At 63.8% G+C, this 12,621-nt stretch carries 12 protein-coding genes and 1 pseudogene; 4 read left to right on the top strand and 9 right to left on the bottom strand.

Going from position 1 to position 12,621, the window contains the following annotated elements; all coding sequences use genetic code 11:
* Positions 1–3: 3 nt before the first annotated feature.
* Positions 4–963 carry a helix-turn-helix domain-containing protein gene (locus PYR64_RS11475; RefSeq protein WP_275775304.1) on the bottom strand — a complete coding sequence of 320 codons (960 nt, stop codon included), beginning with the start codon at positions 961–963 and terminating at the stop codon, positions 4–6.
* Between the two features lie 234 nt (positions 964–1,197).
* On the opposite strand from PYR64_RS11475, the pseudogene PYR64_RS11470 reads away from it, so the two are divergent.
* Positions 1,198–2,672 (top strand): annotated as a pseudogene (locus tag PYR64_RS11470) (APC family permease).
* 72 nt (positions 2,673–2,744) lie between these two features.
* Here PYR64_RS11470 and PYR64_RS11465 read toward each other — a convergent pair.
* Both PYR64_RS11465 and PYR64_RS11460 read right to left on the bottom strand, forming a co-directional pair.
* A complete protein-coding gene (locus PYR64_RS11465) occupies positions 2,745–3,545 on the bottom strand; it encodes a MoaF C-terminal domain-containing protein (RefSeq protein ID WP_018776293.1) in 801 nt (266 codons plus the stop codon).
* A 122-nt stretch (positions 3,546–3,667) separates the two neighbouring features.
* Positions 3,668–4,405 carry an IclR family transcriptional regulator gene (locus PYR64_RS11460; RefSeq protein WP_018776292.1) on the bottom strand — a complete coding sequence of 246 codons (738 nt, stop codon included), beginning with the start codon at positions 4,403–4,405 and terminating at the stop codon, positions 3,668–3,670.
* A 135-nt stretch (positions 4,406–4,540) separates the two neighbouring features.
* Between PYR64_RS11460 and PYR64_RS11455 the strand changes: the two genes are divergently transcribed.
* On the top strand, positions 4,541–5,875 hold the full coding sequence (locus PYR64_RS11455) for an MFS transporter (protein ID WP_275775300.1): 1,335 nt from the start codon (positions 4,541–4,543) through the stop codon (positions 5,873–5,875).
* 94 nt (positions 5,876–5,969) lie between these two features.
* Here PYR64_RS11455 and PYR64_RS11450 read toward each other — a convergent pair whose 3' ends face one another.
* Positions 5,970–6,638: a phosphoribosyltransferase family protein gene (locus tag PYR64_RS11450; protein WP_193591174.1), complete on the bottom strand. Its 669-nt coding sequence runs from the start codon at positions 6,636–6,638 to the stop codon at positions 5,970–5,972.
* An 86-nt stretch (positions 6,639–6,724) separates the two neighbouring features.
* Here PYR64_RS11450 and PYR64_RS11445 point away from each other — a divergent pair, with 86 nt between their 5' ends.
* Complete coding sequence (locus PYR64_RS11445) at positions 6,725–7,138, top strand: MarR family transcriptional regulator (protein ID WP_018776289.1); 414 nt, start codon at positions 6,725–6,727, stop codon at positions 7,136–7,138.
* A gap of 24 nt (positions 7,139–7,162) precedes the next feature.
* Here the strand turns inward: PYR64_RS11445 and PYR64_RS11440 are convergent, their stop codons facing one another.
* The 5 genes from PYR64_RS11440 to PYR64_RS11420 form a co-directional block, all read right to left on the bottom strand.
* Complete coding sequence (locus PYR64_RS11440) at positions 7,163–7,993, bottom strand: alpha/beta fold hydrolase (protein ID WP_018776288.1); 831 nt, start codon at positions 7,991–7,993, stop codon at positions 7,163–7,165.
* Between the two features lies 1 nt (position 7,994).
* Positions 7,995–8,324 (bottom strand): biotin/lipoyl-containing protein, encoded by a 330-nt coding sequence (locus tag PYR64_RS11435; protein ID WP_064721759.1) that lies wholly within the window; start codon positions 8,322–8,324, stop codon positions 7,995–7,997.
* Positions 8,317–9,396: an alpha-ketoacid dehydrogenase subunit beta gene (locus PYR64_RS11430; protein ID WP_039241994.1), complete on the bottom strand. Its 1,080-nt coding sequence runs from the start codon at positions 9,394–9,396 to the stop codon at positions 8,317–8,319. The genes PYR64_RS11435 and PYR64_RS11430 overlap by 8 nt, the downstream gene beginning before the upstream one ends.
* Positions 9,389–10,438, bottom strand: a complete 1,050-nt coding sequence (locus PYR64_RS11425; RefSeq protein ID WP_055972172.1) for a thiamine pyrophosphate-dependent enzyme — start codon at positions 10,436–10,438, stop codon at positions 9,389–9,391. Before PYR64_RS11425 ends, PYR64_RS11430 begins: the two co-directional genes overlap by 8 nt.
* 138 nt (positions 10,439–10,576) lie before the next feature.
* The gene (locus tag PYR64_RS11420; RefSeq protein WP_275775296.1) at positions 10,577–11,962 is read right to left on the bottom strand and encodes an amino acid permease; all 1,386 of its coding nucleotides are present in this window, start codon (positions 11,960–11,962) and stop codon (positions 10,577–10,579) included.
* A 176-nt stretch (positions 11,963–12,138) separates the two neighbouring features.
* Between PYR64_RS11420 and PYR64_RS11415 the strand changes: the two genes are divergently transcribed.
* Positions 12,139–12,612 carry an Lrp/AsnC ligand binding domain-containing protein gene (locus PYR64_RS11415; protein WP_018776283.1) on the top strand — a complete coding sequence of 158 codons (474 nt, stop codon included), beginning with the start codon at positions 12,139–12,141 and terminating at the stop codon, positions 12,610–12,612.
* Positions 12,613–12,621: the final 9 nt, after the last annotated feature.

The following is a 12,621-nucleotide window of genomic DNA, read 5'->3' as shown; positions in this document are numbered from 1 at the left end:
CCGTTAGTGGCTGTTGCGGTAGCCGGTGGGGGAGTTCCCGAAAGCTGCCCGGAAGATCCGGCTGAAGTGGGCTGCGTCGGTGAACCCCCAGCGGGCCGCAATGGCGGTAACGGGCCGTTCGGCCAGCACCGGATCCCGCAGGTCACGCCGGCATCTCTCCAGCCGCCGTTGCCGGATGGAGGCAGCCACCGTGGTTCCGATTTCCTGGAAAAGATCGTGGAGGTGCCAGGTGGAGATGTAGTGGGCCGCCGCTATGGTTCCGGGGGAGAGCCCGGGATCTCCGAGGTTGGCTTCAATGTAGTCGTGGATACGCCCCAGGAGCAGCAGGTGTGGGTCCCGGCCGGTTTCGATCAGTTGATCGAGTTCGCCGTTGAACAAGGTGGTCACCAGATCCAGTGCGTTGTGGACCAGCCGGAGCCCGTTGGTGCCGGAGAGGGCATCGAGGTTGTCGGCCAGTTTCACCAGGAACGGGCTGATCAGTTCACCCAGGCCTTCGTCGCCGGGTATCCGCAACGCAGTGACGTGGCCCATGGCCTCGGCCGGCAAGTCCAGCAGGACATGCGGAAACATGAGCACCAAAGTGCGGAAGTCGTCGTCGAACGTTAGTTGATAGGGGCGGGAGGTGTCGTAGATGGAGAGGTCCCCCGGGCGCAAGACGGCTTCGCGATCGTCCTGAACCAGGCGACCCGATCCACTGAGCTGGATGCTGAGCTTGAAGAAGCGGCCCGTGGACTTGGCAATCAGCTCCGGGGTGCGCAGTACGGTGTGGGGTCCGGCGGTGATTTCCACCACCGAGATCTGTCCCAGGACGCGGGCGCGCATGGTTCCGTGGAATGTCGAATTGCGTGGCCCCTGGGCCAGCAGGGGTACGAAGGAAGCGGAGATTGCCCTGCTCCACTCCTGGAACGACTCCGCCACGATGGTTTCCACGGTTGCGGGGCCCGTATCAGCCGCGACGGTCATCAAGTTCCCTTTCAATGGCCCGTGGTGCCGCTGCCAGGAGGCAAGAACGCCGGTGGCGCGGATGTGAGCTTGCCCACGATTCTACACCGGCGCCCGGGCGCGAACGTGCTTGCGTGCAGCGACAAGCTCCTTGCCGTGTGAGACAAGTCACGCACCCGCCGTGCGGTGGAAGATTGCGGAATGACAGACATCGTGCCGCGCACATCTCCCGCGGCGCCGAGGCAGGAGCACACTATGAGCGTGGATAACCCCGTTATGGGCACGACCGTCCGAACGGTCGAAAGCAAGAGACGGCTTGGCGTACCGGCAGTGACCTTCATGATTATCGCGGCCTCTGCGCCGCTGACCGTCCTCGCAGGCGGAGTGACCACAACGTTCGCGGTGACCGGCGTGACGGGTGTTCCATTGTCCTTCCTGGTCCTGGGCGGAATCCTGGCGCTCTTCGCGGTGGGCTATGCGGCCATGAGCCGCTATGTCACCAACGCCGGCGCCTTCTACGCCTACATAGCACAAGGCATTTCGCGGCCTGCGGGCGTGGGCGCGTCACTGGTTGCCCTCATGGCCTACAACCTGATGCAGGTAGGCATCTACGGACTGTTCGGCTTCACGGTTTCTTCGCTGCTGTCCGCGCGGCTGGGCATCAGTGTCCCATGGTGGATTCCGGTTCTGGTCTGCATCGCCATCGTCGGCTGGCTGGGTGTCAACAGGGTTGACCTCTCCGCCAAGGTACTCGGCGTCCTGGTGGCCCTCGAATTCCTGGTGGTCATCGTTTACGACGTCATCAGCCTCGCCGTGGCCCCGGAAGGTGTCAGCGCTGCCACCTTCAGCCCGGAGACGCTGTTTGTGCCCGGGATCGGAGCCGTCCTGTCTTTCGGCATTGCGGCGTTCATGGGCTTCGAATCCGCCGCCATCTACGGTGAGGAGTCAAAGGATCCCCGCGTACTGTTGCGAGGGCAACGTTCGCAGCTGTGGGAATCATCGCCGTCTTCTACGCGGTATCGGCCTGGGCCATGACCATGGGGGCCGGCCCCTCCGCCGTCATTGCGACGGCCACAGAGAATGGTCCGGACATGATCTTTGCGTTCCTGGGTGCCAACGGAGGCGTGCTGCTCAGCGACATCGCCCAGCTCCTCTTCGTCACCAGCCTCTTCGCAGCACTTGTCAGCTTCCACAACGCCGTAGCGCGGTACTTCTTCTCCCTCGGCCGCGAGCGCGTCCTGCCTTCGGCGCTGGCCAAGGTCCGGGCCGGCAGCGGGGCGCCGTACGCCGGTTCGCTGGCGCAGACGGTGATCGCCGTCGTCGTGACCCTGGCGTTCGCCATCGCAGGATCCGGTTCCGAACTCGGCGAACTGTACCCCGTGCTGACCATGTTCACGTGGCTGACCAACAGCGGGGCCATGGGGCTGGTGCTGCTGATGACCGTGGTGTCGGTTGCCGTGATCGGCTTCTTCCGCCGGCAGCAGCACGGCGCGAGCCTGTGGGTCAGGGTCGTTGCGCCGGCACTGGGCTTCGTATTGCTCGCAGTGGTTTTCGTGCTCATCTTGGCCAACTTCAACGTCTTGCTGGGACAGACGGAGTCGACGGCTGCCACGTTCGTCCTGCCGCTGTTGGTCCTGCTTCCAGGAGTCGTGGGCGTGGTGTGGGGCCTGCGCCTGCGGCGCTCTCAGCCTGCGCTGTACGCCCGGATCGGGCATGGCTCGGAGGACTGATCCTCTGAGGCCCGCAAAGGAAGCCCCGGCACGTTCTCCGTGCCGGGGCTTCCTTTGTTCCACCCTGCCGTACTAGCCCGCTATGGCCGGATTCAGTTCCGGGGTGTGGTGGGTGATGCTGATCAAGCGGCCGTGTGCGCCGAACGTGAAATGTACGGGTTCCGTGCCTTCCTCGTTCCAGCCGAAGAGGCTGCCGTGGGAGCGGATGGCCCGGGGATCGCGGTGGTCGGCCACTGTGACCGAGCCGCACGGGATGACTTTCTCCCGCCAGGTGAAGACGAAGATTCCGGGGCGGACCTGGAGAACGGTGTTGGAGTCGGTGTCTGCCAATCCGCGCTCCGGACCGGCGAGGCATTGCCAGGTGTACCAGGTGGGGCTGAGGTAGATGTGTTCGTAGGCGTGTGATTCGCTGTAGACCCATTCGACGCGCCGGCCGATGAGTGCCGTGCTTTCCGAGATGGCCTCGCCCGTGGCGGAATAACCGTCCAGTGTTCCAGGGCGGAAGTCGTGGTGCACGGCGACACTGGAGGCGGTGGCCCTGCCGAGCGCGGCGCCGATGTAGAGCGCCCGGCCCCGCGCAAGATCAAGGACCAGGGATACGGCGAGTTCCGGTTCCAGGACGCTCTGCCATTGGCAGTAATACAGCTCCTCGGCTACAACGAAGGCTTCGTAGGCGGCTGTTCCTGCGTGGCCGGCGGCAGCCCATTGCACTTCTTCGTCGTCGAAGCTGAAGGTCATGGGTCCGCCGTCGCCGCGGACGGAGAATTGTTGCCCGGCCAGGTCCTGTACGGCGGGGGCCTTGTTGGCGTCGAAGCCGGGGGCCAGTCCGTCCAGCGGCAGCCAGTTGGAGGTGTCAAGAAGATTCAGGCTCATGGATTCCTTCTCGTGCTCGAAAGAAGGAGCGGACGGCGTGTCCGGTCCTTCTTCGAGTATTCGGTGCCCTGGCCTTGGAGTCTTGTGCTGTGGGGCACGCCGCTTGACCTGGAAGGAAAGGTTCAGGCCAGTTGGCTTTCGATGCGTGCAGCACTGGCTGCCAAGGCCTTTCCAACGGCGTCGGCGTCCTGGTCCAGGCGGATATAGACGACGGCGATCGCCGCCGGCCGTCCGCCCGGAACCTTGATGGGGGCAGCAATGGAAGACAGTCCGGCAACGACTTCGTCGTGGCTGGTGGCGTAGCCGACGCGTCGGGCTTCGTGGGCCTCGGGCCGGTAGGGGTTGCCCGCGCCTACCTGCTGCCAGCGTTCCTCGGTCATGGTGGATTGGATGGCAATACCGGGGGCACCTGTGCTGACGGGATGACGGCTGCCCGGGTGCTGGGCGAGCGCCGCACCTGTGTGCCGTGGTTCGACGGTGACAAGGGTGACACATTCCTGGTGGTCCCAAACGGCGATGAAAGCCGTCATATGGAGGGTGTTTGCCAGTTGTGTGAGTTCGGGGAGGGCAGCGGTTTGCAGGTTCCGTGAGACGCCGCTGGCCAGGACCGAAAGGCCGGGGCCGGGCTGGACGCGTCCGGAGTCGTCGCGAACCAGCAGGGAATGGTCTTCCAGGGTCCTGAGTATCCGGTAGGCCACGGAGCGGTGCACGCCCAGTGCTTCTGTGAGTTCTCCAATGGTGAGCGGCCGATCGGCGGCGGCGAGGATCTCCAGTGCCCTGATTCCACGGGAGAGCGTTTGGGACGGCGGGACCTGTGTCCCGGCTTCCGGCTGGCCCTTGACGCCGCTGCTTGGATTCATGCGAACCATCCTATGTTGGCGGCGCGGCGTGGGGGCTGTGCTTTGGGTCACAAGCTGTAGTATTGTTTCCTAACTGACCGTTCTGTCGGTTAATGCACGTCTCGCATCGCTCTGTCACACATCCCTGGAGTTTCAATGACCGCAACTTCCACTGTCGACTCGCCGTCAGGCCCAAGCAGCAAGCGCGAAGAGCGCCGCGTCCTGGCCGGAACCCTGGTGGGCACCACCATCGAGTGGTACGACTTCTTCATCTTCGCCCAGCTCACTGCGACGCTGCTGGCGCCTTTGTTCCTCTCTCCCTTGGAGAAGTCCAACCCGGGAGTGGCCCAGCTTTTGTCCTTTGCCACCATCGGAATCAGCTTCCTGTTCCGTCCTCTCGGAGCCTTCGTCGCAGGGCACCTTGGCGACAAGATGGGTCGCAAGGCCGTACTCGTCATGACGCTGGTCATGATGGGAGCTGCCACCGCGCTGATCGGTGTCCTGCCCACCTACGAAACGATCGGGCTTTGGGCACCTGTGCTGCTCATCTTCCTGCGGGTCGTCCAGGGCTTCTCCGCCGGCGGTGAATGGGGCGGTGCTGCCCTCATGGCCGTGGAGCACGCACCGATCAAGAAGCGTGGACTCTTCGGTGCCTACCCGCAGATCGGTGTGCCCATCGGAATGATCCTGGCTACCGGTTTGCTCTTCTTCCTGCAGTCGGGAATGTCCAAGGAGGCCTTCTCTGCCTGGGGCTGGCGTGTGCCCTTCCTGCTGTCCGTTGTTCTGATCGTGGTGGGTTACCTGATCCGCCGCGCGGTCGGCGAGAGCCCCGTCTTCAAGGAACTTGCCCAGCGAAAGGCTGAAAGCAAAGCTCCCCTGGGTGAACTCTTCCGCAGGAACAAGAAGGAAGTTGTCCTCGCTGCGCTGATCTTCATCGCCAACAACGCAGCAGGCTACCTGCTGATTGCGTTCTTCATCTCCTACGCCACCAAGGCCCTGAAGATGACGCTGCCACAGGTTCTCCTGGCCACCACCATCGCTTCCTTCGGCTGGCTCATCTTCACCATGGTGGGCGGTTGGCTCTCGGACAAGATCGGCCGCGTGAAGACGTTCTTGATCGGCTATGGCCTGGTCTTTGCCTGGATGATTCCGATGTTCGCCCTCATCGACACCAAGGACATCCTGCTCTATGGGACTGCGCTGTTCGTACTGACGATCGGCCTGGGCCTGTCCTACGGTCCGATGTCGGCCATGTACGCAGAAATGTTCCCGGCCCAGGTGCGCTACTCGGGCATCTCCATCGGCTATGCCCTTGGTGCCATCCTCGGTGGAGCTTTCGCGCCGCTGATTGCCCAGGCGCTCCTGGATGCCACCAAGTGGTCCGGTTCGGTTGGCCTCTACATCATGGGCCTCTGCATCATCTCCGCCGTTGGCGTGATCCTCGCCAAGGAAACCCGGGGACGTCCGCTGGGGTACAGCGTCCACCACTGACATCGACACGACAAAAGCGGGTGCGGTCCACATGGACCGCACCCGCTTTTTGTCATTGCCGGGACCCTGTCTCCGCTACCGGGTCCGACGCCGGCTACGGACGCCCGGCGACGCCCGCGCCTTCCAGCTGGCGCACCACATCGGCGTCGGAAAGCTGTTCGAAGTGACCGTAGAAAGCGCCGACAGCATGGAATTTACCTGGCGTGTGCAGGGCAATGACAACATCGCAGACCCGGGCGAGCGATGCCGACGCTTCAAGCGATGCAACCGGGACGGCCACCACTACGGTGCCCGCTCCTGCCGACCGGACGGCTTCCACCGCGGCCCGCATGGTGGCGCCGGTGGCAAGTCCGTCGTCCACCAGGACAACAGTCTTCCCGCGCAGGTCGCGGTCCGTGCCCGGGTATTCCTTGGCCCGGCGCAGCAGCTCCGAACGTTCCCGGGCTTCGACGCTATCCAAGGCCGACTGGGAGATGCCGCGGGCAAGAATGAGATCCCTCAAGGGTTTGTTGACGATCCGGAGCACCTCGCCCTGTGACAACGCCAAAGCCCCGAACGCAGTTTCGTCCCGGCCGGGAATTCCCAGTTTTCGCACCAGGAGGGCGCCAAAGGGCAGGTAGAGTTCCCCAGCTGCTGCAGCGGCTACCGGAATACCACCCCGGGCGAGCCCGAGGATGATGGTGTCCGGTCGCTCCCTCAGCTGCGGGAGTCCTTCAGCCAGGCGTCGACCGGCTTCCGCGCGGTCCTTGAAACGCATGCCCATCTGCTCCACTTCCACGTCATTTGTTGCCCTTCCAAGCCTACCGTCCACACCTTGCCCGGCGCGGCCTCCACTGAAAGCATGGGCTGGTGAACAAGCCCATCGGATATTGGATCAAAAGGCTGGACGCTGCGCTGGAAGTCCAGTTGGACCGCACCTTGGCGCGGATCAAGCTCACGCGCCGCCAGTGGCAGACTCTTGCCACCCTGGCCGAGCACTCCATGCTTCCGGACCAGCTTGAGGAGGCACTGCAGCCACTGTGGGGCGGTGACATCCGGTTGCGCGAGCGGGAACTGGCAGCTTTGGTGGGCCGGGGAATGATCACGATGATCGATGACCGTTTGGCGCTGAGCGAGCGGGGACGGGAGAAGTACCACGAGGCGCAGCAGCTGGTGGAAGATGCGCGTCAGGATCTTTCGATGGGCATCGGCATCGATGAATACGCCATGGCATTGAGCGTCCTGGAGCGCATGAGCCTCAACGCGGAACGGCTGGCCCGCTAGACCAGCCGTACCGCGTCGGGAGGTTTAGACGCCCAGGAATTCGACGGCAGCGTCCTTGAAGGCCCGGCTTGTGATCACATTGGTGTGCGTGCGCCCGGGAATGACCAAGGTCTCCACCATGCCGCCATGCTTGCCCGCAATGGAGGCAAGCTCCGGCATGGTCGCAGCCCTTTCGTCCTTCTCGCCGGCCACCAGCAGCAGTGGCATGTGCGGGGCCGCCTCGGCAGGATCGAAAGGTTCGCCCTTGATGGCCTCGATGAGCGACAACATGGCAAACAAATTGTTGCTGGGCAGCATCTGGGCCATCTTCAAGAGCCCCGCGGTGGACTGGTCCTCTATGGGCGTGCCGTCAGCGAGGTGCTTTTGAGCAGCCACAAGGTCGAACGCTGCCAGCGGATCTGCTGAGCTTGGGCCGCCCAGGACGATCCTATGGACCAGATCGGGCTGCGTGGCACCAAACTCCCACGCCAGCCGTGATCCGAGCGAATAACCAATGACATCAAGTCCCGTGGAAGGGTCGCCGTCGCGCAAGGGGCGTGCACCGGCGTCGGTCACTATCTGCAGGAGATCCGCACGGATCCGGCTGGGGGTGTAGGAGTCCAGGTCCTCGGGGGAGTGGCTTCGGCCATGGCCGGGCAGGTCCACGGTGATGACCCGGCGCCCGGCGTCCTGGAGCGTGGTGATCCAGCCGCTGTCGGCCCAGTTCAGTTTGCTGGAGGAAGAGAAGCCATGGATCAGCAGGACGGGGCGCAGCCCGGCGTCGGAAGCCGGCTCATGAACCTCGACGAACAGCCCAGGGTCGGTACCTTCCACTGTGTGCCGCTGCTGTTCCACGGTGTGCCTGCCAGTCATCATGTCAGTCCTCATCGAGTACGGCGCTCAGGCGGACCCTGCGCTTGGGTGCTTCGTCCTTCGGAACAGTGCCCACGATTCCGGCGGTGTCGTCCGGAACCTCGAACACGATCAGCGGTGCGCCAACGTTGATGATCTCACCGGGCGCCCCGTGAATACGCACCACTTTACCCGCCTGGGGGCTGGGCAATTCGAGCGCGGACTTGCTGGTTTCGAGTTCCACGATCGGCTGGTTGCGTTCCACTTGCTGGCCGGGTTCAACCAGCCAGTCGAGCACGGTTGCCTCGATGAGGCCCTCGCCGAGGTCCGGAAGCGGGAAGGAAATTTCAGCCACGGCGGTACTCCAGTACGCGTTGGATCCCAAAGAGGATGCGGTCGATGTTGGGGATGTATTCGTCCTCCAGGTCGCCGGAGGGGTACGGGACGTCGAAGCCGGTCACACGCTCCACCGGTGCCTTCAGCGTTGCGAAACAACTTTGCGTAATGAGTTGGGCGACTTCGGCGCCGAGGCCCGAGGTCAGCGGCGCTTCATGGACGACGACGGCGCGCCGCGTCTTCCCAACGGACCTCGCCAAGGCTTCGGCATCAATGGGCTTGAGCCAGCGCAGGTCAAGGACTTCAATGTCTATGCCGTCCTCGGCCGCGAGCTCGGCCACCTGGAGGCACCGGGCTACCATGGCACCCCACGCCACCAATGTGAGGTGGCGGCCTTCCCTGGCCACGCGGGCGCCGGTGAGGCTGCCGCCGTCGGGTGAGCCGCCGTCGTGCGCTGCTGTGGCAGGGACAGCGGCAGCGGAGGTGACATCCACCGGGCCCTTCTGCCAGTAGCGGGACTTCGGCTCCATGAAGATGACCGGGTCCGGCCGCGTGGCAGCGTACTTGAGCAGATGGTAGGCGTCGTGCGGGTTTGAAGGGGAAACCACCTTGAGTCCCGGTACGTGCGCGAACAATGCCTCGAGGCTTTCGCCGTGGTGCTCGGGTGCGCGGATACCGCCGAAGCTGGGCACGCGCAGGGTGATGGGCATGGGCAACGTGCCGCGGCTGCGGTAGTTCATCCGGGCGATCTGGCAGACGATCTGGTTGATGGCCGGATAGGCGAAGCCATCGAACTGGACCTCGGGAATCGGGTGGAAACCGGCCATGGCCAGGCCCACGGACATGCCCAGGATTCCGGACTCGGCCAAGGGCGTGTCGAACACGCGGTCCTCGCCGTGCTTGGCTTGGAGGCCGTCGGTGATGCGGAACACGCCACCGAGCCGGCCGCAGTCTTCGCCGAAGATGACAGCTTTGGGGTTTTCGGCCAGGACCTCATCGAGTGCGCGGTTGAGCGCCTGCTGCATGGACAGTTGTTCAATGCCGGCCGTTTCAGCGGCGGCGGAGGGCATTTCGGTGATCGTCTCAGACATGTTCTGACTCCTCGCGCCACGCGCTGGCTTGGGATTGAAGGGCCGGAGTTGGCTCCTGGAAGACGAGGCTGAACATTTCAGCGCCCGGGCGGGGACCCAGGTCCTGGATTCCGGTCCGGATGGCTTCTGCTTCTTCCTCTGCCCTGCGTTGAGCGTCGGCAAAGAAGGCTTCGTCTGCAACGCCGTCGGCCAGCAACCTTTGCTTGAACCGCTCCAGCGGGTCCTCTCCGGCGTCGAGTCGCTCTTCTTCCAGGGTCCGGTAACGGCCGGGATCGTCGGCGGTGGAGTGCGGCCCGCGGCGATAGGTCATGGCTTCGATCACCACGGGTCCGTTGCCGCGGCGGCAGTGGGCGAAGGCGGAGCGGGTGGCTTCGTAGACGGCGACGACGTCGTTGCCATCGACCTGCAGTGCAGGTATGCCGTATCCGGCCGCCCTTGCTGCGACGGATCCGCCGGCCACCTGGCGTTCGGTGGGCACGGAGATTGCCCAGCCGTTGTTCTGGATGAAGAACACCACAGGTGCCTTCATGACAGCGGCGAAGTTCATGGCTTCGTGGACGTCGCCCTGGGATGAGGCGCCATCACCGAAGTACGTCATGGCTACCCCGGTTTCGCCGTCAGCGGCGGCAAGGGTCTGGCCGTGGGCCCATCCCACGGCATGCAGGACCGAGCCCGCCACCACGGCCTGGATAGGTGCGAACCTGGATTCCAGGGGGTTGTACATTCCGCCGTGCCACGTGGCCTTGTGGGTGGACATGTAACCCACCATGTCCAGGCCCATGGCCCGGGCCACGCCCATCTCCCGGTAGGTGGGGAAGACGAAGTCCCGGTTCAGGTCCACGGCGTAACCGCTGCCCACCTGGGCTGCTTCCTGCCCAAGCTCAGGCGCGTACCCGGGGATGATGCCCTGGCGTTGCCAGGCTACGGCTGAAGTGTCCAGGTGCCGGACCGCTGCCATCAGCGTGTACAGCTCGCGGAGTTGATGGTTGGAGAGCGGGGCGGCGTCGTCATCGACGGCCGCAAGCGCTGGTTGAGTCGTCATGGTTGTGACCCTAGTCACCGCATAAGCTCTTTCGCAATAAGCTCAGTGGTGACACAACACTTTGTACAAGTTGAATAAGCAAAGAAGCCCTGCGCAGTACAAACTGTGCAGGGCTTCCGGAATCTTGCTAGCAGTAGATTACCTGGCCTGGTGGTCTGGCTTTCCTGCTTTTGCCTTGGCGTTGAGGAAGCAGCCGGCGGCAATGACCAGGATGAGGATCAAGGTGCCGACCAGCTGGCCCGCGCTCTCAGGGTTGGCGAAACCCACCACGAAGATCAGGCCCAGCAAGACCAGGCCCAGGATGGTGAGGTAGGGGAAGCCCTTCATGCGAAGGGGCAATTCTGCGCCCTGGCGGTCTGCCCGGCGCCGCAGGATGAATTGGGACACCAGCGCGGTACCCCAGACAACCAGGCAGGTGGACCCTACGAGGTTCAGCAGGGCAGGCAGGATCTTCTCCGGAAAGAGCAGCTCCAGGATGGTGGCAATGAAGCCGAAGGCTACCGAGATTCCGACGGCGGCCACGGGCACCTTGGCGGTGCTCAGCTTCGACAGGAGGCGGGGCGCTTCGCCACGCTCGGACAGGGAGAAGATCATCCTGGATGCGCCGTAAAGGTTGGCGTTCAAGGCGGAGAGCAGCGCTACCACGGCAACCAGGGTGATGGCCGTTCCCGCACCGGGAATTCCTGCGATGTCGAGTACTCCGGCGAAGGGGGACTTCAGGCCCTCCGAGCCCACAGGAAGAATGGCGGCAATGACGAAAACGGAGCCGATGTAGAAGACCAGGATGCGCCAGACCACCGTGCGGATGGCCTTGCCGACGCTGTGGGCGGGATTTTCTGTTTCAGCCGCGGCGACGCTGACGATCTCGGTGCCACCGAAGGCGAAGATCACCACGAACAAGGCCGCGGCGATGCCGCCGATGCCGTTCGGCGCAAAGTCGCCGGAGGCGGAGAGCCCTGGTGAGGTGGCGTTGGGCAGCCAGCCGAACAGCAGCGCGGCGCCGATGAGCAGGAAGATCACGATGGCCGCCACCTTCAGGATGGCGAACCAGAATTCGAACTCCCCGAAGTTCCGGACGCCCACCAGGTTGATGCCCGTGAACACCACCATGAAGACCAGTGCCAGGACCCAGACCGGGATCACCGGCCAGACCGAGAAGAGCAGTCCGGCGGCACCCAGTGCTTCTGCCGCAATCACCACCACCAGCTGCAACCACCACAGCCAGCCGATGGTTCCGCCGGCGGTCTTGCCCATGGCTTTTTCGGCGTAAACGGAGAAGGCGCCGCTGTTGGGGTTCGCCGCCGCCATCTCACCCAGGGCCCACATGACGAGGATGATCAGTGTTCCCGCTACGAGGTAGGAGATGAGGACCGCCGGGCCGGCGGCCTGCACGCCGGCGCCGGAGCCCAGGAAGAGGCCTGCGCCGATCGCGCTGCCCAAGCCCATCATGGTGAGCTGGCGGGGCTTGAGTGAATGGCCGAGGCCGGATGTTGGGGCAGGAGCCGCGATGGACTTCGTTGTCATACGTGTCTACCTTCTATGGATTTCATACGGGGTGTGGCGTGCCGGCCTCTTGGGCCGGGCAGGCGCGGCGTCGACGACGCAGCAAGAGCCGTGGAATAATTCTCGCAGTTTGTAAGATACATCACTTTTTGCTTAGGCGATGTGATGAGTAGAGAACCCCGGGGACAGGAACTTTGATGCTGGTCGATGCGCTTGATGCAAGAATTGTACGTTTCTTCACTGATTCACCGCGATCTTCCGTGCTGGAGGCCTCGCGGGTACTGAAGGTTGCCCGGGCGACGGTGCAGTCCCGGATTGACCGGATGATTGAAAACGGGGTCATTGGTTCCTGGGTCCCGCAGCCCGATCCTGCCAACTTCGGCTTCCCGGTGGTGGCGTTCTGTTCGGTCACCATCACCCAGGAGATCGGCCACGACGCCATCATTGAGAGCCTCAGCGCCATTCCCGAGATCATCGAGGTCCACACGGTTACGGGGAACTCCGACCTCATGGTGCGGATCGCCGCCCGGTCCAATCCGGACATGCAGCGCGTGCTCGATGCCATGATTGCCACCAAATCCGTGGTCCGCTGTTCCTCCGTGATAGTGCTCAACAGCCATATCCAAGGCCGCACCTTGCCGCTGATGGAGGCGGCGGCGAAGGCAGTGTGACGTAAAGCA

This window comes from Paenarthrobacter sp. Y-19 (assembly GCF_029223985.1).
Taxonomy (GTDB): domain Bacteria; phylum Actinomycetota; class Actinomycetes; order Actinomycetales; family Micrococcaceae; genus Arthrobacter; species Arthrobacter nicotinovorans.
The sequence above is the reverse complement of the archived record's forward strand: the minus strand, read 5'-3'. Positions and strand labels throughout refer to the sequence as shown.